This window comes from Acetonema longum DSM 6540 (genome assembly GCF_000219125.1).
Classification (GTDB): Bacteria; Bacillota; Negativicutes; order Sporomusales; family Acetonemataceae; genus Acetonema; species Acetonema longum.
In genome coordinates this window covers 47,025-67,247 of record NZ_AFGF01000007.1, presented here as the reverse complement: position 1 = coordinate 67,247, position 20,223 = coordinate 47,025, and the positions used below count along the sequence as shown (strand labels likewise).

General features: G+C 49.4%; 15 protein-coding genes, 1 pseudogene and 1 riboswitch. Of the genes and pseudogenes, 12 read left to right on the top strand and 4 right to left on the bottom strand.

Features of this window, described 5'->3' with window-relative positions:
* Together ALO_RS00710 and ALO_RS00705 are read left to right on the top strand one after the other, a co-directional pair.
* A partial coding sequence (locus ALO_RS00710) for a BclA C-terminal domain-containing protein (RefSeq protein WP_004573062.1) occupies positions 1–520 on the top strand: 520 nt, incomplete at its 5' end.
* Positions 521–690: 170 nt separating this feature from the next.
* A complete protein-coding gene (locus ALO_RS00705) occupies positions 691–1,797 on the top strand; it encodes a glycosyltransferase family 2 protein (RefSeq protein ID WP_004573061.1) in 1,107 nt (368 codons plus the stop codon).
* Positions 1,798–1,879: 82 nt separating this feature from the next.
* Here the strand turns inward: ALO_RS00705 and ALO_RS00700 are convergent, their stop codons facing one another.
* The gene (locus tag ALO_RS00700) at positions 1,880–2,566 is read right to left on the bottom strand and encodes a hypothetical protein (protein ID WP_004573060.1); all 687 of its coding nucleotides are present in this window, start codon (positions 2,564–2,566) and stop codon (positions 1,880–1,882) included.
* Between the two features lie 218 nt (positions 2,567–2,784).
* Between ALO_RS00700 and ALO_RS00695 the strand changes: the two genes are divergently transcribed.
* The gene (locus tag ALO_RS00695; protein ID WP_004573059.1) at positions 2,785–4,014 is read left to right on the top strand and encodes an aminopeptidase; all 1,230 of its coding nucleotides are present in this window, start codon (positions 2,785–2,787) and stop codon (positions 4,012–4,014) included.
* A gap of 25 nt (positions 4,015–4,039) precedes the next feature.
* Here the strand turns inward: ALO_RS00695 and ALO_RS00690 are convergent, their stop codons facing one another.
* Complete coding sequence (locus ALO_RS00690; protein WP_004573057.1) at positions 4,040–5,056, bottom strand: GNAT family N-acetyltransferase; 1,017 nt, start codon at positions 5,054–5,056, stop codon at positions 4,040–4,042.
* Between the two features lie 152 nt (positions 5,057–5,208).
* Here ALO_RS00690 and ALO_RS00685 point away from each other — a divergent pair, with 152 nt between their 5' ends.
* Positions 5,209–5,604: a YkvA family protein gene (locus ALO_RS00685; RefSeq protein WP_004573056.1), complete on the top strand. Its 396-nt coding sequence runs from the start codon at positions 5,209–5,211 to the stop codon at positions 5,602–5,604.
* A gap of 2 nt (positions 5,605–5,606) precedes the next feature.
* Here ALO_RS00685 and iadA read toward each other — a convergent pair whose 3' ends face one another.
* On the bottom strand, positions 5,607–6,782 hold the full coding sequence (gene iadA / locus ALO_RS00680; protein WP_040292443.1) for a beta-aspartyl-peptidase: 1,176 nt from the start codon (positions 6,780–6,782) through the stop codon (positions 5,607–5,609).
* Between the two features lie 59 nt (positions 6,783–6,841).
* Positions 6,842–8,566 carry a putative basic amino acid antiporter YfcC gene (gene yfcC / locus ALO_RS00675; protein ID WP_004573054.1) on the bottom strand — a complete coding sequence of 575 codons (1,725 nt, stop codon included), beginning with the start codon at positions 8,564–8,566 and terminating at the stop codon, positions 6,842–6,844.
* A 221-nt stretch (positions 8,567–8,787) separates the two neighbouring features.
* A riboswitch (TPP riboswitch) is annotated at positions 8,788–8,899 on the top strand.
* A gap of 52 nt (positions 8,900–8,951) precedes the next feature.
* On the opposite strand from yfcC, the gene thiM reads away from it, so the two are divergent.
* From thiM to ALO_RS00635, 8 genes and pseudogenes are all read left to right on the top strand, one after another.
* On the top strand, positions 8,952–9,758 hold the full coding sequence (thiM, locus tag ALO_RS00670) for a hydroxyethylthiazole kinase (RefSeq protein ID WP_004573053.1): 807 nt from the start codon (positions 8,952–8,954) through the stop codon (positions 9,756–9,758).
* Between the two features lie 19 nt (positions 9,759–9,777).
* Positions 9,778–10,266, top strand: coding sequence for an energy coupling factor transporter S component ThiW (gene thiW, locus ALO_RS00665; RefSeq protein WP_004573052.1), 489 nt, complete (start codon positions 9,778–9,780; stop codon positions 10,264–10,266).
* A gap of 244 nt (positions 10,267–10,510) precedes the next feature.
* Positions 10,511–11,401, top strand: coding sequence for a glutamate formimidoyltransferase (ftcD, locus tag ALO_RS00660; RefSeq protein ID WP_004573051.1), 891 nt, complete (start codon positions 10,511–10,513; stop codon positions 11,399–11,401).
* Positions 11,402–11,418: 17 nt separating this feature from the next.
* Positions 11,419–12,048 (top strand): cyclodeaminase/cyclohydrolase family protein, encoded by a 630-nt coding sequence (locus tag ALO_RS00655; RefSeq protein ID WP_004573050.1) that lies wholly within the window; start codon positions 11,419–11,421, stop codon positions 12,046–12,048.
* A 27-nt stretch (positions 12,049–12,075) separates the two neighbouring features.
* Positions 12,076–14,308, top strand: a pseudogene (locus ALO_RS00650) (DNA topoisomerase III).
* 609 nt (positions 14,309–14,917) lie between these two features.
* On the top strand, positions 14,918–16,417 hold the full coding sequence (locus tag ALO_RS00645; RefSeq protein ID WP_004573047.1) for a class I adenylate-forming enzyme family protein: 1,500 nt from the start codon (positions 14,918–14,920) through the stop codon (positions 16,415–16,417).
* A gap of 2 nt (positions 16,418–16,419) precedes the next feature.
* Positions 16,420–17,598, top strand: a complete 1,179-nt coding sequence (locus ALO_RS00640) for a diguanylate cyclase (protein WP_083820995.1) — start codon at positions 16,420–16,422, stop codon at positions 17,596–17,598.
* A 527-nt stretch (positions 17,599–18,125) separates the two neighbouring features.
* A complete protein-coding gene (locus ALO_RS00635) occupies positions 18,126–20,114 on the top strand; it encodes a heterodisulfide reductase-related iron-sulfur binding cluster (RefSeq protein ID WP_004573045.1) in 1,989 nt (662 codons plus the stop codon).
* Positions 20,115–20,223 lie beyond the last annotated feature (109 nt).

Below are 20,223 nucleotides of genomic sequence, written 5' to 3'. Positions count from 1 at the left end.
TGGAGCTACTGGAGCTACTGGAGCCACAGGTGATGCTGGAGCAACCGGAGCCACTGGGGCTACAGGTGATACTGGAGCAACCGGAGCTACCGGTGCGCCTGCCGAGCTGTTAGGACTGCAGGTTCAACTTCAAGAAAGCAGCGCCGGCACAGTTGCAGATGGTGCTAACGTCTTGTTTGATACTGTAATGAATGCTCCTGCGACCAACATTACCTATGATGCTGTAACGGGAACTTTCACCATAAATGATCCAGGCAACTACTATATCTCCTGGTGGGTTAATACAGACGGAGCTGAGGCGGAAACCTCTGTATCTTTAGGTATCCAGGTTGGCGGCGGCGGACCGACGATTCTGTCTTCTTCTCCTGCTCCGATTGTTACGCTTCAATTGAATGGAAGCGCTTTGATCACCGTAACAACCGTCCCGACGACCTTTAGCCTTTTCAATAACAGCGGTGCAGCAGTTTCTTACGGAATCTCGCCAACCCAGGCTAATCTGACAATTGTAGAACTCGCTTAACATTTTGCAGTCAAAGTAATAATCCCCCGGCGGCGCCGGGGGATTATTACTGACTCAACTAGATGGCATTTCTCGGAGGAGGCTGAAATGTTCATCGCTTGCTCTTTGTAACCAATATGGGGTTCTATGAATAATTTATTAGGGATTCATTATCTTCAGGAGGTCTTAATATGACAGAATCTAGTGTAGCATCTCAATCAGCGATAACGATCAGTTTGTGCATGATTGTAAAAAATGAAGAAGAAACGATTGAACGTTGTCTGCGGTCAGCGGAACAAATTGCCGATGAAATTGTCATTGTAGACACAGGTTCAACCGATAAAACAAAAGAACTGGTGAGTCAGTTTACTAAAGATATATTTGATTTCGAATGGATAGATGATTTTGCGGCAGCTCGTAATTACGCATTTAGTAAAGCAACACAGGAATATATTCTATGGTTGGATGCTGACGATGTTTTTTTAGCGGAGGACCGTCAATTATTTCTTCAGTTAAAATCAAGCCTCAACCGGGATATTGAGGTTGTCAGCATGCTTTATAATTTGTCGGTTGACAATTATGGAAAAGTAATCAGTCAGCTTCGCCGGAACCGGCTGGTTAAACGAGAAAAAAACTTCCGCTGGATTGGAGCGGTCCACGAATACTTAGAAGTGGGCGGCAAAAAATTAGATACGGATATTGCTGTGACCCATCAACCTCAAGACCATGACAGTGATCGAAATCTTAAAATTTACGAGCGAAGACAGCAAAAAGGAGAGGTATTTTCACCACGGGATTTATATTATTTTGCTAATGAATTAAAAGATCATCAGCTATATAACCGGGCGATAGAGTATTATCAAAAATTTTTAGCAACAAAACAAGGCTGGGTTGAGGATAATATTGGCGCCTGCAGTAAATTGGCCGATTGTTTTTATTATCTTAACGATGTGGAGAATCAGTTAAAATATATTTATCTTTCTTTTCAGTACGATACCCCCAGAGCTGATTTTTGTTGCCGTCTGGGCTTTTATCACTTGAATCATAATCAGTTGAAACAGGCCATTTTCTGGTATAAGCTTGCGACCGAATTGGATATAACCAACGCTGCCTGGGGGGTAGTGAATCACCAGTGCGCCACCTGGCTGCCGCACCTTCAGCTTTGTGTATGTTATTCGCGTGCTGGCGAATATAAACTGGCAAACGACCACAATGAACTGGCAGCAAAATTTATTCCGGACGACCCCAGAATTCATCATAACCGGGAGTATCTGCGGCAAATGCTGGGCAGCCAATAATCTTTCAAACAGAAAAAACGTCTGGCAGCCGGGGTGGCTGTCAGACGTTTTTTGGCATAAGTTTTTATGATGCCTTCAGTAATTACATTTTAAAGGCTAACATGAAAGTGACGCCGGTCATGGTATAGTCTGCTGCAGAATTTATTCCTGCATCAGGAATCTTTACATCCATATCGTTGACCTTTCGTTCGGCATAGCAAACATTCAGGGCAGTGATATCCGACATTTTATAGCTGACGCCGGCTTCTATCAACGATACATCTTTGCCGCCCACAAGGGTGGCAAACAGGGAGGCTTTATCACTGACGGGATAGTTGGCGGCGATGCCGGCATGCAGAACGCTCTTGGAAGCGTCTTGCACATATTTCCCATAAGTAACCTTATCGTACTCATAACCGGCGACCAGATTCAGATTGGGGGTTATTTTGTACAATAAATTGAAATCCTGCAGTTTGTCTGCGGCATAGGTAGTCAAGGGGGAGATAGTACCTCCCCAACTTACTTCGACAGTAGCGTCTTTTGACTTAAATTGTCCGTACCTATACTGGAATGCAAAGCGGTCATTTAGACCAACGGTTAGATTGGATTTAAAGCCGGATTTGCCGTCGACTTCCAGGTTGGCAAATCCTTTGCCGCTTACTTCGGAACCCAGCGCGCTGCCAACTTCAAGAACGACAGCCCCTTCTTCAAACTGTGCGGAGGGAGATGCAAAAGTGGTAGCAGTGGACAGGACAAGACCCAATGTTAAAGATGCGGCGAGTTTGCGCATAATAGCCTCCTTGATTTGCTGAGTGTGAACTTGCTACATTCGACGGATACATCGTATGTACAGTTCATCATTCTATCATAAAATCCGTCAAATTACGACTAGATATTAGTACCTGGCAAAAATATTTTAAGGTGACTTGGTAGATTTTACTCTTGTCTAAAATCGGTTACAATAAACTATAATATAGGCAGAACGAAAGAGAGAGGATGAGGTATGCCATGAATCAAAGCATGATGGAAAAATACGCGTCGCTTATTGTACAAATAGGCGTGAACATTCAGCCGGGGCAAACCCTGGTGATCAATTCGCCGATTGAGTGCGCCGCTTTTACCCGGCTGGTGGCGCAGCAGGCCTATGCACAAGGTGCAAGGGATGTGGTCATTAGCTGGAAAGATGAGCTGTTCGGCAAGATCCGTTTTTTACAGGCGCCGGAGGAGGTTTTTAGCGAGTTTCCCGAGTGGCAAAGAGAATTTTATCTGTCTTACGCCCGTCGGGGAGCTGCTTTTGTCAGCATTGCCGCCAGTGACCCAGAGCTGCTGAAGGACGTGAATCCCCAGCGGGTAGCCAAGGCGCAAAAAGCCAGCAATATAGCTCTGGAAGAATACCGGGAAAAGCTGATGAGCAACCAGAATGCCTGGTGTGTCGTTTCAATTCCTACCGATTCCTGGGCCGTAAAGGTATTTCCTGCTTTGCCGGCGCCCCAGGCCGTGGCGGCCCTTTGGGAGGCCATTCTGAAAGCGGTGCGGGTGGATGCGCCGGACCCTGTGGCAGCCTGGGAAAAACATAAAGAAAACCTGCAAAAGAGCCTGGAATTCATGAATTCTCACCGGTTTCGCTTTTTGCGCTATAAAAACTCCCTGGGTACCGATTTTACCGTGGAGCTGCCGGAGGATCACCTATGGCTGGGGGGATCGGAACGTACGCCCGGCGGCATAGAATTCATCGCCAACATGCCGACGGAAGAGGTGTTCACCCTGCCGAAAAAAGACGGCGCCAACGGCCGGGTTGTCAGTTCTAAGCCCTTGAATTATAACGGAACTGTCATTGATAAGTTCTCCCTGACGTTTCAACAGGGCAAAGTGGTGGATTTTCAGGCCGAAAAGGGGTATGAAGTGCTGCAGCAGCTAATTCATACCGATGAAGGCGCCCGGTATTTGGGGGAGGTCGCCCTGGTGCCTTATGATTCGCCTCTGTCCCGCGCCAATATCCTGTTTTTAAATACACTGTTTGATGAGAACGCTTCCTGTCATCTGGCCCTGGGAAAAGCATATCCAGTTTGCCTGAAAAACGGTGATCGTATGAGCAAGGAAGAATTAAGCCGCAAAGGCGTCAATGATTCTTTGGTACATGTGGATTTTATGCTCGGGACAGAAGACCTGGAGATTACCGGTACTACGGCTGCCGGTCAGGAGATCCCGGTCTTTAAAAACGGCAACTTTTCGATTTAGGAGACACAAGAAAGAACCTGCCGGCTTAAGGGCAGGTTCTTTCTTTAAGGCAGGGTTTCGGTTCGGATAATGGGGTGGAAGCCGTATGTACCATCAGGGAATAGGTCGCTCCCAATTTAAACCCCAATTTGTCCAAGGTCAGTTGTTTCGCGGCGCTGTCATCATAGACGGTAGTATGAACCCGCCCTTTGGAATATTGCTTTTGCAAGAGGAATACGGCGTATTGCATCAGCGGCTTTCGCAATGATTCATAATTTTTATCCAGCCGGAGGTTGATGTTGTGGGTGGCGTCCCTGGGATAACTGCGAATTTCCAATATAGCGATGATGCTGCCGCCGACCTCCACGGCATATTCCTGTTTGGCCGTTTTCATCAGCCGGTTTTTGAACCATTCCAAATTTCTCTGGAACAGACTGGAGTGAGTCTGCCCCTGATCTCTCAGAATATGGCGTTGAATCCGCCGGGGGACACTGTTCAGGTAAAGTTTGTGAAGCCGGGAGCGGTCCCGGTCCTCCAGTTTGCGCAGGCCAGGCACATGGGGCGCCACCAGGCTTACGCCTCTCCTGGCAAACTCTTTTTCATAGTGGAGTATACGGGCCTGAGGGGAGAAGCCTAATCGTTTATACAACCAATAAGCCGGATTATCCGCCTTTACCTCTAGCACAACATCCAACGCATTTTTTTGGGCCCGCTCCAGCAATTTCTGGATGGTCCAGGCGCCGATTCCCCGGCTGCGATAGGACTTGCTCACGGTAATGTAATCCAGATGCAGCTGACGGCTATTCATGTAAGATACCTGAAAAAAGCCGCCGATCTGCCCGTTTACGGTAATAATATAGATGTTGAAATAGTTTCTTACGCTGGGGAAAATCTGGGACAGAGGTCGCAAAATACCATAATATTGACGGATCCGGCGGATATGAAGATTGATATTTGCCGGCAGAACATCGTCTTTGAAAGTGGCGGCAAACAGATTTTCCCATGCCTTTAAGTCACGGTAGCGGATTTTTTTTATTTCTACACCGGACATAGATTGAGTCATGGACAGGCCTCCTACTCTTTTTTATGTAGTATGTATGCCCTGCTTGTCGGAGGATCTGCCAGGGTGGCGGTTGTGCTTTCTGTGAAAATCCTGTCGAAAGTATAGGGAGTTGTGATATGATTCATATATATAAAATAGGTTGGTGATGAGAGATGAGTTACAGCAAGATTGTGAACCTGTGGGCCTGGCTCAAGCTTTTAAAAGAAGATACGATTGCTTTGTATTATGCCTGGAAACACCCTCTTACACCAGGGTATGTAAAAGGGATGCTGTTGGTACTGGCTGTCTATCTGTTCAGCCCGATTGATCTATTGCCCGACTATATGCCTCTGCTGGGTATTGCCGATGACGCCGCCCTGCTTTCGGCTGCCACATTGTATTTTCATCGGATGCTGCCTGAGTCTGTGCGCCTGGAGTGCCGGCAGCAAAGCCTGAAATGGCAGAAGCGGCTGCCCTGGGTTCTGGCTGCCGGCATTATTCTTATCGTTAGCTGGACTGTATTTTGGCTTGTGCTGGTGATCAAAGGCATTCAGTATATTTTCTCCTGAAGTCAGCGGCAAAATGTATCCGATACTTTGATTCCTTTATTATGCACCATGATCTGACCTTTTGCAATAACCGTATCAATCTCAAGAGAGTCTTCGCTGACAAGGACAAGGTCTGCATCGTACCCGGCCATGATATGTCCTTTTTCCTGAAGCTTCAAAACAGCCGCCGGATTGGAGGTAATCACCCGCAATGCAATTTCAAGGGGTACACCGTCCTTTAACACCGCATCTCTTACCTCATCAAACAGAGAGGTGCACTTTCCGACCCCCAGCCCGATGCACTCCCGCTTTTCATTAAATACCGGAAGACTTCCCTGTCCATCCGAGGAAAAGGTTATATTGCCTGCCGGCACGCCCTCAGCCAAACAAGTTTTGAGGGCTTTGCTTGTTTTTACCTCTCCTTCTTCCCAGAAGACAGGGTCGGAGCTTGTGGTGAAGTCTATATACCCGCCGGATTTGCCGTATCGTATGGCCTCTTTGAAAAGATAAGGGTTTCGGTTCATATGGGTTGGCAAGAATTGCGAAGCCGGAATCTCTGTTTTTTCTATCATTTCAAATAAAAAGTCTATCATTCGCAGCCCGTCGCCCACGTGCAGGTTTACGACCCCTGCCTTGCCGGATAGTATGCCGCCGAGTCTTGCATCAGCCGCAAGCCTTTTCAGCTCTTCTAAAGAGGGCTGGGAAGACCGGTGATCGGAAACAGCGATTTCACCTATTCCTATTATTTCTTCAATCGACATGATATCCGTCGGTATATCACCGGTTATAGTGGTTATCGGCACTCGATAAGAGCCGGAATAGATGAAGGCGGAAATGCCTTCTTCTCTTAAACCCTTTGCCTTTGCCAAAAGGGACATCATGCTTCTGGCGGTTCCGTCCGTTCCCAGGCAGCCGACGACAGTGGTAATGCCTCCTTTGGTCAGGTCAGTTAGGCTGATTTCAGGCGTTCTGGTCTTATAACCGCCTTCGCCGCCGCCTCCCAGTATGTGTACATGATTGTCGATAAAGCCCGGCAGTAAAAGTTTTCCCTGACCGTCCAGGACCTCTGTTTCTATAGGAAAGCAGCAGTTTGGTGATAGATTCTCTCCTATGTATAGTATTTTGCCGCCTGCTAGCACGATATCCTTCTTCCCGATGAATTCCGGCGCATATATTTTTGCGTTTTTTATTATTTTAATCATCTTTCTCCCTCGGGTCATGGTTTTAAGTTCACGATACGAAAATCATCAGAAAATCATCAATGGAAGCCGATCATGACGGCAACGATAATAAAGATGCAGCCGATTACGAAGAAGAAACCCTGCATTTTAATCTGCCATTTGGCATATCGGCCCCAGTCGATCCTGGCTACGCCGAGAACACCCATCAGGCTTGCGGAGGTAGGAACGAAAGCATCGGCAAAACCGGCGCCCAGCTGATAGGCAAGGGTGGAGATCTGCCTGGATACTCCTACCACATCGGCAAGAGGCGCCAAAATCGGCATAGTCAAAGCGGCTTGCCCTGAGCCTGATGTTACGAAAAAGTTAAATACAGTTTGAAATACATACATGAACAAAGCTGAAACAACAGTAGGCAACCCTGCGAATGCCGAACCCAGGTCGTGCAATATCGTATTCAATACGGTAGGAGTCGTTGCCGAGGTGCCTCCCAGCACCAGGATGATTCCCTTTGCCATGCCTACTACAATCGCTGCTCCCGTAAGATCGGCAGCGCCTTGCTGAAAAGATGAGGCGATGTCATTCACTTTCATGTTGTTTAATTTGAACAGTACTCCGATGATACCTGCCGCCAAACCGATGACAAAGAATTGGGAAGCGATTTCAGGAATATAATAACCTTCCTCGGTAACCCCCCAAATAATCCATATGATGCCCGCCAGGAATGACAACAACACCAGTTTGTCGCCTAATTTGAATTCATGTTTTTCTTCGTTGACCTGGATGTGCTCCCGGAAATAACGATCTGTTTCATATGCTATAGAGGATGTCGGTTTTTGTTTGATTTTATTGGCGTAAACCGTCAGATAGGCGCAGCCAAGGGCTGTAGTGATAACCCACATAGCGATTCTAAAGCCTGCCCCTGACATTACGGGCACGCCTGCTATGCCTTGCGCTATGGCAATACCGAAAGGATTCATCCAGGAGGCGGCGTTTCCGGCCTGACTGGCGACAAACGTAACACCTATTCCTACCAATGAATCATATCCCAGGGCTATCACAAAGGGAATGACGATCATGGCGAAAGGAATGGTCTCCTCTGACATGCCGAATACTGCTCCGCCTAGGGAGAATAATGTGAAAAGCGCCGGAATGGCAGCTGCTTCATAGCCTTTGACCCGTTTGATAAACGCATGGATGCCTGCATCCACGGAACCGGTTCTGAGCAGTATGCCAAAGGAGCCGCCAATTACCAGGATGAATGCAACGATGCCTACTGCCGAGCCGGTTTTATCTCCCGTTACCAGGCCTTCAAATACATAGTTCAAAACGCCAAAGCCGTAAAAGTCATCGGTACCCCAGATATTTGCCTGAGATTTAAGCTTCACGCTTGTATCATAAATCCGATCCTTAAACAGGCTGTATAATACAGGCTCATTAAGGCCTGCTGCATCTAAAGCGGCATGATCCCATTCCCCGGGTTCTTTGGCTAAAAACGCACCAATTTTCGCCTTATCAAGCCCTGCTTTATTTAACATCGCTTCATTATTAACTAATTCCGATAAATTTGTCTTCAATTTGACATTATCAATAGGATACTGATATCGGAATGATTCCGGGATTAATACGGTTCTGGATTTTTCTTTCCCTTCCGCATTCATATAGGTAATGCTATGGGTATCGAATTTGCCCAGAGGGATTAAGAAGGTCAGCAGCCAACAGGCAATCACTACGCCGAATATAATGATATAGGTATGAGGCATAGTAATCTTTTTTGCTTTTGTCTCGGACGCTGCGGTTGACATTTATACTCCTCCTTTAATAATTATACGCAAATATTGTGCCATAAATATCTTCAAGCTTCAAGCAGCACGAAAACAAAATTGGCTGGTTTTCCTGCTTTTTTATTTTAAATCATTTTGTTGGATGATTATTACTTTGCTAGACTGAGTTATAAATTTCCCCAATTATCCGGTTGAAGATATTGAAAAAAATATGCAGATGTGATATGTTACATTTAATAGAAAAAAGATGCCTGGGGAGCTGGAAAAGGCCGGCTGAGATATAGACCCGCAAGTCTATGACCCATTAACCTGATCTGGATAATGCCAGCGTAGGGACTGCTGCAAAAGGGTTTGGTTAAGCGCATCCTTACGGGTGCGCTTTTCATTATGTAAGGAGGAGAAACGAATGGACATTGCACGTCAAGCCGCCGCAGTGATCGGACGGGTAAGGGAGAAAAAGCCGCTGATTCATCATTTGACTAACTATGTTACAGTCAATGACTGCGCCAATATTGCTTTGGCCATCGGCGCTTCGCCGGTCATGGCCGATGATCCGGCGGAAGTGGAAGAAATGGTTAGTCATGCCGGAGCCTTAGTTCTGAATATCGGCACTCTGAATACCCGTACGATTGAATCCATGCTGATTGCCGGGAAAAAAGCGGCAGCTTTAGGAAAACCAGTAGTTTTCGACCCGGTGGGAGTGGGGGCCACCACACTGCGGACCCATACGGCTCAACGGATTATCCAGGAAGTACGTCCCTCAGTGATCCGGGGGAATATGTCTGAAATCAAGATCCTGGCCGGGATGAATGCAGGAATTCGCGGCGTGGACTCCACGGCTGACGAGCAGGGCGGCGAGGCGATTGCCCGGGAGTTGTCCCGGCGGTTGGGATGCGTGATCGCTATCACCGGCAAAACCGATGTCATTGCCCAAGGCGATAAGCGTTGTTTGATCCATAACGGGCACCTCATGCTGACCGGCATAACCGGTTCCGGCTGCATGACGACGTCTTTGGTCGGCTGTTGCTGCGGGGCGGTTGATGATCTGTTTGCGGCCGCCGTGGCCGGTGTGGCGGTTATGGGCATTGCCGGCGAAATAGCGCAAAAAACACTCAAAACGGGCGAAGAACAGGGAACATTCCGGATGCGTCTCTTCGATGCGATATCCACGATGCAGCCGGATACTCTGATTCATTACGGCAAAATCAATTAAAATTTAAAGGAGGGATATCATGCCTGTCAGAAAATTGACGGTAACAGCTTTATTGGTTGCAGTGGGAGTTCTTTCGTCGCACCTGGTGTATATTCCGGTTGGAGTGTCTAAGTGTTTTCCGGTCCAGCACGCCATTAATGTTTTACTGGCCGTGTTGCTGGGTACTCGCTATTCTGTGGGCGCAGCTTTCAGCATTTCGCTGCTGCGCAATATCCTGGGAACCGGCTCTTTGCTGGCTTTCCCCGGCAGTATGGCAGGGGCGGCCCTGGCCGGGTTTGTCTATAAGCGGACCCATCACATCCTGGGAGCCGTCCTGGGGGAAATCATCGGCACCGGCATTATCGGCGGGCTTCTCTCGTATCCGATTGCCAAATATCTGATCGGGTCTCAGGTTGGCGCTTTCTTCTTTGTCGCGCCCTTCCTGATCAGTACCACCGGGGGCAGCATGATCGCCTGGCTGCTGTGCAGGACGCCGGTGGCTACATATTTCAAAGAAAAATCAGTTTAGGAAACTCTTGCCTAGCATCTGAACCTTTTTGAACGGTTCCGGATTCGGGGATGCAGTGGGGTTTTGCAAATGATTTCTCAGTATGAAAGGCCTTGCACTGGAGTTGCAGGGCCTTTTTTTGCGCTGCATTGTATGAAACAAGCCGGGTAAGAGGAAATTGGGGATAAAGGCAGAACATGTAAGATAAAAGTAGTGTCGACAGGAAACTTCCCATATATAAAAACAAGATAGGGGGGAATTATAAATGCCGAAATTGGTTGAGTGCGTACCGAATTTCAGTGAAGGCCGGAGACGGGATGCCATTGATGCCATTGTGGCGGAAGTCAGGCGGGTGGAAGGGGTTAAATTGCTGAATGTGCAATCCGACGCCAGCCATAACCGGACTGTTGTGACCTTTATCGGTGAGCCGGCGGCGGTGAAACAGGCGGCTTTTCAATCCTGCGCCAAGGCTGCCCAGCTGATTGACATGGAAAAGCACACGGGAGAGCATCCTCGCATCGGTGCCACCGATGTCATCCCGTTTATTCCGGTGAAAGACGTAACCATGGAAGAGTGCGTGGCCCTGGCCAACGAATTGGCCCAGGAAATTGCACAAAAGCTGGATATTCCCGTTTACATGTACGAAGCGGCAGCCAAGACTCCTGTCCGCAAAAACCTGCCGGATGTCCGCAAGGGACAATATGAGGGATTAAAAGCCGAAATCGTGAAACCCGAGAGACAGCCTGACTATGGCCCGGTCCGGATGCATCCTACAGCCGGAGCCACGGCTGTGGGGGCCAGACAGTTTTTGATCGCTTATAACATTAACCTGGGGACCAGCGATGTGAGCATTGCCAAAAAGATCGCCAACACTATCCGGGAAGCCAGGGGCGGCTATAAATATGTCCGAGCCATGGGGGTCATGCTGGAAGACAGAAATGTAGCCCAGGTTTCCATCAACATGGTGGATTATACCGGAACTCCGTTATTCAGAGTGTTTGAAACAGTGAAATCCGAAGCCGCCCGTTATGGGGTAAACATTATCGGCAGCGAAGTGGTAGGCCTTCTGCCGATGCAGGCTCTGTTGGACGTGGCGGATTTTTATCTGCGTTTCGAAGGATTTGACCGGAAACAAGTCCTGGAAGATAATTTATAAAATAGGAGGGGAATTTTATGATGCTGATCGACAAAACCGTACAGGGCTTTATCACCGAATTGGCCTCCGACTCATCGGCTCCTGGCGGCGGCAGCGTCGCAGCCTTGTCCGCCAGCCTGGGAGGCGCTCTGGCAATTATGGTTTGCCGTCTGACCGTGAACAGTGAAAAGCATGCGGCCGTCCACACTGAAATGGCTGCTGTCCTTAATCAGGCTCAAGCCGTTACGGCTAGCCTGACCCGGTATATTGACGAAGATACCCAGGCCTTTAATCAAGTTATGGCGGCCTACAAACTACCCAAAGCCACGGATGCGGAAAAGCAAGCCAGGTCGCAAAAAATTCAGGAATCTACCAAGCAGGCCACTATCCTGCCTCTGCAGGTTGCCGAAGAAGCCCTGAAAGTCATGGAATTGGCGGCTAAGACTCTCGAATACGGCAATCCTCATGCAGCCAGCGATGCTGCTGTCGCCGGGCTGATGGCCTATGCCGGCCTGCGGGGGGCTCTTTACAACGTAGCGATTAACCTGCCGGGGATCAAGGACCAGGCCTTTGCCGATAACGTCAGGGCCAAAGCTGCAGCTGTCCGGCAACAGGCGGATAAACTTAATCAGCAGCTGGAGAGTATAGGTAAAGAGAAACTTGATTAATCAATTCATCTTGAGAGGATTTTAACCATGAGTAAGACAGTTGTTCTCGCCGAAAAGCCTTCGGTAGGCCGGGACCTGGCCAGGGTGCTGGGATGCGGCCAAAAAGGCAACGGCTATTTTGAAGGGGCAAGATATATCGTGACCTGGGCCCTGGGGCATTTGGTCACCCTGGCCGATCCCGAAGCTTATGATGATAAGTACAAGTCCTGGCGCCTGGAAGATTTGCCCATGCTGCCGGCTCAGCTAAAGCTGGTGGTCATCAGGCAGAGCGCCAGGCAGTTCCAGATCGTCCGGGAACAGCTGGGCCGACAGGATGTCCATGAGGTAGTCATTGCCACTGATGCCGGCCGGGAGGGGGAGCTGGTGGCCAGATGGATTCTGGAGAAAGCCCAGATCCGTAAACCCCTCAAGCGTCTCTGGATTTCTTCCGTGACCGACAAGGCCATCCAGGAAGGCTTTAGGAAGCTGAAAGACGGCAGGAAATATGAGAACCTCTATGCTTCGGCCGTGGCCAGGGCCGAAGCTGACTGGGTGGTGGGCATCAATGCCACCCGGGCCTTGACCTGCAAGTATAATGCCCAGTTGTCCTGTGGCCGGGTCCAGACCCCTACTCTGGCCATCATCGCTGCCAGAGAAGAAGAGATTCAGACCTTCCAGCCCAAGCCCTTTTACGGGATTCAAGCCGCAGCCAATGGGTTGAGGCTGACCTGGCAGGACGGAAAAACCGGCCAGGTCAGGACCTTTGACCGGGAAAAATGTGAGAAAATCCTGGGTTCCCTGGGGGGCAAACCGGCTGAAATTACCGCTGTCAACAAGGCGGCCAAGAAAAGCTTTGCGCCTCAGTTATACGACCTGACCGAGCTGCAGCGGGATGCCAACCGTTTCTTTGGCTTTTCGGCCAAAGAAACCTTAAGCATTATGCAGCAGCTGTATGAACACCACAAACTTCTGACTTACCCCCGCACCGACTCCCGTTATCTTTCCTCCGATATCGTTGATACCCTGAAAGAAAGACTGCAGGCCTGCGGCGTGGGCCCTTACATGAAAGCCGCCTTTAAACTGCTGAAAAGTCCCATCAAGGCCAATAGGCATTTTGTCGATGACGCCAAAGTCTCCGACCATCATGCCATCATTCCCACGGAACAGACCGTGATTTTAAACGCTCTGAGCGACAAAGAGCGAAAAGTGTATGATTTAGTGGTTAAACGCTTTTTAGCGGTATTATATCCGCCTTTTGAATATGAGCAGGTTACGCTCCAGGCCAAGATCGGCAGCGAGGCCTTTGTGGCCAGAGGCAAGACCGTCATTGCGGCTGGCTGGCGGGAACTGTACCAGGGCGAAACAGACTCAGACGAGGATACAGAAGAAACAGAAGACCCAGACAGCAGGAAAGAGATCGGTGAACAGCTCCTGCCTCCTTGCAGCAAAGGGGATGTATTGCCGGTATCCGGCGTTTCCCTTACCCAGGGCAAAACCAAGCCGCCGGCTCCCTTTAATGAGGGCAGCCTGCTGTCGGCCATGGAAAATCCGGTAAAGTATATGCAAAACGTGGATGAGAGCCTGAAAAAAACCATTGGCGAAACCGGCGGATTGGGTACTGTGGCGACCCGGGCCGATATCATCGAAAAGCTGTTTGGAAGTTTTTTGATTGAGAAAAAGGGCGGCAGCCAGGACATATTCATTACCGCCAAAGGCCGGCAGTTGCTGGAGCTTGTGCCGGCAGAACTGAGATCCCCGACTCTGACGGCCCGGTGGGAGCAGAAGCTGGCCGCTATTGCCAAGGGCGCCTTAGCAAAAGATAAATTTATTCATGAAATGAAGGATTACGCAAAAACAGCGGTTACTGGCATCAAAAACAGTCAGGAACAGTTCCGCCATGACAATCTCACCCGGACCAAATGTCCCGAGTGCGGCAAGTATATGCTGGAAGTCAACGGCAAAAAGGGCAAGATGCTGATCTGTCAGGACCGGGAATGCGGTTACCGCAAAGGCCTGGCCAAGGTGACCAATGCCCGCTGCCCCAACTGCCATAAAAAAACTGGAGCTGCGGGGAGAAGGCGAGCATCGCCTGTTTGCCTGCGTCTGCGGCTACCGGGAGAAACTGACCGCTTTTGAAGAACGGCGGCAGACCGACCATGGCAAGGTGTCGAAACAGGAAGTGTCACGATATTTAAAGGAACAGAAAAAGGCCCAGGACCAGCCAATCAATTCGGCGTTAGCTGACGCTTTAGCCAAGTTAAAACTACCAGGAAACCGTTGAAAAAGGCCCATCTGCGTTGTTGCTCCTGCGGGCGGGCGTTCGACGTACCCTCCCGAACGTACAGTCTCACGCCCGTCCTCGTCGCGTCTAGCATCTGGGCCTTTTTGAACGGTTCCAGATTCGTGGCTGTGGATGAGTTTGGCAATAGGTTTTTATTTATTTGCTATTGCAAAAGTACAGAGGGTGTGCTATATTTAAATCAGGCACCATCCTTATAGCGACTAGTGGTTTATCGGTATTGCAAATGTGAGATCCGTTTTTCGGTATTGCAAGCGATTCGCGATTCATCAGTCAGTAAGGTTAGTGTTTTTGTTTTAAACCGGAAAGTCAGTATCAAACCATCGAGTGTAGTTGTCTGCTGTTCAAGTCACGTAGAGTCAGTTTATGCATGAAATGTCAGTGGACCTTTGGGAAAGAGGTTGTTTCGAAACGTCACGTGTAAGACTCTTTGAGGCATCTGGGCTATAAGGATGGTTGCTTTGTATAAAAGGGGAGGATAAAACCTCTCCTTTTATGTTTGGTTTGTTTGATGCGCTTGGTTATGATATACTAGCATTCTGTAAGCACATTTTTTATACTTGCATTCAAAATAATAGAGGAGGATCCGCAATGTTTGTTCATCATCTCATTTATCAGGGGATGGCCGATGCCATAGCCTTTCGCGGCGTTAACAACGTTACTTACGCCCAGCTGCAGGAGGAAGTGGCAAAATACCGGACTTATTTTTATCAAATAGGGATCCGCTCTGGCGATAATATAGGATTGTTTTCCCGCAATTCAGTGGAATATGTCTGCAGTTATATGGCTATTGCCAGTTTAGGCGCGGTGGTTGTACCGTTTAATTTTCAGCTTACCTGCCGTGAAATCGCTTATATCGTAAAAGATGCCTGCATGAAGCATATCGTGACGGCTGAGCCCCTGAACATTGCCGAAGAATTGCACCGGTACGGCTATCGGCAGGAAGTGAGACAAAGCTTGATTTCCGATATCAAACAGCAGATATCCCAGATAGGCGAAATGACACCCTCCTTTGACAATCGTTTGCAAGAAGATCAGCCCTGTGTGATCATATATACCTCAGGGACCACCGGCAACCCCAAGGGAGCTGTATTGTCCCATAAAAATCTGGTCGCTAACGCCGGGGGACTGCAGAAGGTACTGGACATATCGGCCCAGGACAATGTTCTGTGCGTCCTGCCTATGTATCATTGCTTTGCCTGGACTTGCGCCGTGTTAAATCCGCTGCTGTGCGGCGCCTCGATTACGGTTCTGGAGGCCTTTGCCCCCAAGGAAGCGCTGGCTGCCATTAAAGACTACGGCGTGACCGTTATGTACGGTGTGCCGCCTATCTATAATCTGCTCACCCGGGTCGGAACACCCGAAGATCTGCAGGGAATCAGGCTGCTTGTATCCGGCGGCGCTTCCCTGCCGGAAAATGTCGCCCGGCAGTTCCGCCAAAAGTACGGCAAGACCGTTACAGAAGGGTATGGTTTATCCGAAGCTTCGCCGGTCGTGACCCTGAACCCTGCCGGTAAAACGAAATTTTGCTCCATTGGGAAAGCCCTGCCTGGCCTTGAGGTCCGGGTAGTGAACTCAAAAGGGGAGACTCTGCCTCCCGGTGAGGTGGGGGAATTGATCGTCAAGGGCCACACTGTAATGCAGGGGTATTTTAACCTGCCGCTGGAAACCTCATTGGCCCTCAGGGATGGCTGGCTGTATACCGGTGATCTGGCTTATCAGGATACGGAAGACTATCTCTTTATTGTGGACCGGCTGAAAGATATGATCATCAGCAATGGCGAGAATATTTATCCCCGCGAGATTGAAGAACTGTTGCATTCTTATCCCGGCATCATTGAAGCGGCTGTTGTCGGCCAGGCTGATGAACTGCGCGGTCAGGCGGTATGCGCTTATATTGTTATGGCTCCGGATCAGGCATTTGACAAAAAAGCATTGAAAGCATATTTGCAGGGCAACCTGGCCGCCTATAAAATGCCGCGGGATTTTGTGGCCGTGGATGCTCTGCCTAAAAATCAGACCGGTAAGATTTTAAAACGGGTGCTGCGGGATCAATTCACAAAAGACGCCAATGACGCGAGAGTAGGATAACGATGAGTCCAGGAGGAGTGCCCCTGTCCCGGATGCCGTTTGCCTTGCTGGCTCTGGCCTATGCCGGCTTGTGGGCTGGGACCGGTTCGGAGAGCTTGGCTGCATTGGCAAAAAGCCTGTCCTGTCTCATTATATTGGCCGGTATGATTCTTAGCTGGTGGTTTAACCGCAGCCGGGCTTTCTTTGTGTTGGTCGTTCTGGGGCTTAGTCAGTTTTTGCTGATGCATTCTTCCCTGGTTGGCGACCAAGCCTTTTTTCGCAGCACGGTGGTTCCGGTCGTCTGTTTTCTGATACCGCTGAATCTTTATGTTTTTTCCCGGATACAAGAGAGGGGCATCTTTAACGCCTGGGGCCTGAAACGGATGTGGTTTATTGGAATGCAGGGCGTATTTGTACTGGCGGTCATCCTTTCCCGTGACGCCGGGCTGGTTTCTCTGATTACAAGTCCCCTGGCGCCGGCCTATGCCTTTACATCCCTGCCGCCTGCGGCGATTTTTGCCTATGTTTTGACTTTTATCCTGCTCATCAGGCACTCTTACGGCGATTTCCACCTAAATAGCGCCATGCTGGGCGTACTAACCGCATCGGCCGTCGCCTTTCACTTTCAGGCAAACGCTCTGTCTGTTCCTTTATTTTTCGCTGCCGCCGGGCTTATGCTGGCAGTAGCGATGATTCAGGATTCTTATTCGATGGCCTATTTTGACGAGTTGACCGGATTGCCGGCCCGCCGTGCTTTAAAGGAAGAAATGCTGCGGCTCAGCGGGCGGTATACCATCGCTATGCTGGACATCGACTATTTCAAGAAGTTTAACGATACATACGGACATACCACCGGGGATGCAGTTCTGCAGCTGGTGGCCTCGGTTATAAAAGAAACCGGCGGCGACGCCAAGCCCTTTCGTTACGGCGGCGAAGAGTTTGTTATCGTGTTTCCAGACAAGCGCCTGCAGCAGGCTCTGCCTTACTTGGAAGAATTGAGGGAAAAGGTGGGAACAACAGCCTATATATCCAAGGACGCCGGCAAACATCAGAAGCGCTCGCCCCGCAAGCTATTCGTTACTGTCAGCATCGGAGCTGCAGAAGCAACCGGCAGGCTGAAAACGGCGGAGGCTGTCGTCAAAGCAGCCGATAAGGCTTTATATCGCGCTAAAGAACAAGGCAGGAATTGCGTAAGCAAATGAAACAAAGGATAAGATGCAAAAAAATCACCGGGATTTTATCCTGGTGATTTTTTGATAGTTACTTGGAATTTAGTTCGTTTTCAAGAATCCGGCAGGCTTTGCGCGATAACAGCACAATCCATACAACGGATACGACGATGAGTAGCACTAATTCTTGAACAGTCACTCGAATGCACCTCCATATAATGTGAGGCGGACATCCGGTTAGTGAGAGCTTCTCAATCTGAGGGAAGACCTCATGTCAAGATTTCGTGCGTCTCTCTTCTTCTCGAAAAACGCGGTCCTCTTGGCGGCATAGGGAAGCCCATTCTAGTTGGTTGGCCGATTATGTATACATTATACTATCGATTGCTCAAAACTGCAAGAATTTTATGTACGATTCTTATACAGTGCCAGTCTGTGAAAATTATGAACATTTTCATTTCATGCCCACACACTGGAAGGAAATTTGGAATCAAACTCGTATAGTTATTAATTAGATAGGAAGAAGAGCCTCTGTGCTATTATCAGAAAAGGAGTGTACTACTATGCCAGCGTCGAGACCATTGGGTATGTACCATGACAGCTATTGGATAATGTATGTATTGATGCTCGTAGCTTTCGCGATATTTGCCAAAGGAGTTTATGACCGGTATAAACTTTGGAAGGTTGGAGCCCCGGAAAACTTCAAGCCAGATATGGCAGGATTGATCCGGCTGATCAAAAACAGCTTTGGCCATGCACGATTACTGCGGGAACCCGGACCGGGAGTGGCCCACGCAGTCGTTTTCTGGGCGTTTGCCGTATGTGCTGTCGGCACACTGTCCATTGCTGTGACCGAAGACTTAGGAATCCCTTTGTTTCAGGGCGGCTATTATTTAATCTTATCATTGGCCATGGATCTGTTAGGATTGGGAGCGGTGATCGGGATCGGTTTTGCCGCTTACCGGCGATATGTGCTGCAGCCTGCCGGGCTGGATAACAAGCCGGACGATCTCTATACGTTACTGTTGATTGAGGCGATTTTAGTTACAGGCTTTCTGCTGGAAGGCTTGCGCATGGCCGCCATTCCCGACCCGTGGGCTGCCTGGTCGCCGGTGGGAGCGGCGGTTGCCGCGTTATTTTCCGGCGGGTCGCCGGCGGGTCTGAGAAGTGCCCACCAGGCTGTCTGGTGGATTCACCTATTGTTCAGCTTTGGATTTATCGCCTATATTCCATACTCGAAAATGTTCCATATGCTGAGCGGTTCAGCCAATATAGCATTGGCTCAGGGCAATGCGGCGCAAAAAATGAAGCCCATTGATATGGAAGATGAAACAGTCGAACAGTTTGGCGTAGCCGAACTGCAGCAATTTACCTGGAAACAGCTTCTCGACAGCGATGCCTGTATTCGCTGTGGCCGCTGTCAGGACAACTGTCCGGCTTATCAGACCGGCAAACCCCTTTCGCCCAAAAAGCTTGTCCAGGATTTCAAGACACATTTGAATCAGAAGGGGCCCTTGCTGGTAAAGGGCGCTACCGCTGAAGAAACCTCGGCGTCATTGGTGCCCGACGTAGTGAACGAGGAAGAGGTCTGGGCCTGCACCACTTGCGCCGCCTGCGAACATCAGTGTCCGGTCTATGTTGAGCATGTGCCTAAAATCATCGATCTGCGGCGGAATCTGACGATGATGGAAAGTGCCTTTCCTCATGAAGTCAAATTGACTTTCACCGGCATGGAACGGAATGGAAACCCCTGGAATATCAGCCGCAGCGAAGCAAAGTGGATGAGCAAGGAACTGGGAGTTGCTTCCCTGGCGGAAAAGCCGGAAGTGGAGTACTTGTTCTTCCCGGGCTGTAGCGGGGTATTTGACGAACGGAATAAGAAGGTAACTACGGCGGTTGTGAAGCTGCTGCAAAAAGCCGGCGTTTCTTTCGGTGTCTTAGGATCGGAGCAGACCTGCTGCGGTGACTCGGCCCGCCGTCTGGGCAACGAGTATCTGTATCAGACTCTGGCTCAGGGCAACATTGAAGCTCTGAATGAATATGGTGTGAAAAAGATTATTACCACCTGTCCTCACTGTTTTAATACTTTGAAAAACGAATATCCCCAATTCGGCGGCAATTACGAAGTAATCCATCATGTCACTTTCCTGGCGCAACTCGTGAAAGAAGGAAAACTGCAGCCGCAAAAATCGGTGGATGCTACCTGCACCTATCATGATTCCTGCTATCTGGGCCGCTACAATGATATCTATCAGGAGCCCAGAGCCCTTTTGGCCTCCATTCCCGGCATCAGCAGCAAAGAAATGGAGAAAAGCCATGAAAAGTCCTTCTGCTGCGGCGCCGGCGGCGGCCGCATGTGGCTGGAGGAAACCATCGGCGAGCGCATCAATGTAAAACGCACCGAACAGGCACTGGAAACGGGAGCCGGTATGATCGTAAGCGCCTGCCCCTTCTGCCTGACCATGATGGAAGACGGGACCAAACTCAAAAGCGTGGATGAAACGGTGAAGACCAAAGATCTGGCTGAAGTCCTTTGGGAGAGTGTACAGTAGAATAATAAACGAATTCCCATAGGGGAAGGGCTATCTCGGAGTTTTCACCTCTTCGAGACAGCCCTTTCTATCTTTTATTCAGTCAAAAGATTGATTGCGCAGCCAATTC

Coding starts and splice junctions, on each gene's coding strand:
- ALO_RS00705 (WP_004573061.1), top strand. CDS start 691: ATGACAGAATCTAGTGTAGCATCTCAATCAGCGATAACGATCAGTTTG.
- ALO_RS00700 (WP_004573060.1), bottom strand. CDS start 2,566: ATGCGCAAACTCGCCGCATCTTTAACATTGGGTCTTGTCCTGTCCACT.
- ALO_RS00695 (WP_004573059.1), top strand. CDS start 2,785: ATGAATCAAAGCATGATGGAAAAATACGCGTCGCTTATTGTACAAATA.
- ALO_RS00690 (WP_004573057.1), bottom strand. CDS start 5,056: ATGACTCAATCTATGTCCGGTGTAGAAATAAAAAAAATCCGCTACCGT.
- ALO_RS00685 (WP_004573056.1), top strand. CDS start 5,209: ATGAGTTACAGCAAGATTGTGAACCTGTGGGCCTGGCTCAAGCTTTTA.
- yfcC (WP_004573054.1), bottom strand. CDS start 8,566: ATGTCAACCGCAGCGTCCGAGACAAAAGCAAAAAAGATTACTATGCCT.
- thiM (WP_004573053.1), top strand. CDS start 8,952: ATGGACATTGCACGTCAAGCCGCCGCAGTGATCGGACGGGTAAGGGAG.
- thiW (WP_004573052.1), top strand. CDS start 9,778: ATGCCTGTCAGAAAATTGACGGTAACAGCTTTATTGGTTGCAGTGGGA.
- ftcD (WP_004573051.1), top strand. CDS start 10,511: ATGCCGAAATTGGTTGAGTGCGTACCGAATTTCAGTGAAGGCCGGAGA.
- ALO_RS00655 (WP_004573050.1), top strand. CDS start 11,419: ATGATGCTGATCGACAAAACCGTACAGGGCTTTATCACCGAATTGGCC.
- ALO_RS00645 (WP_004573047.1), top strand. CDS start 14,918: ATGTTTGTTCATCATCTCATTTATCAGGGGATGGCCGATGCCATAGCC.
- ALO_RS00640 (WP_083820995.1), top strand. CDS start 16,420: ATGAGTCCAGGAGGAGTGCCCCTGTCCCGGATGCCGTTTGCCTTGCTG.
- ALO_RS00635 (WP_004573045.1), top strand. CDS start 18,126: ATGCCAGCGTCGAGACCATTGGGTATGTACCATGACAGCTATTGGATA.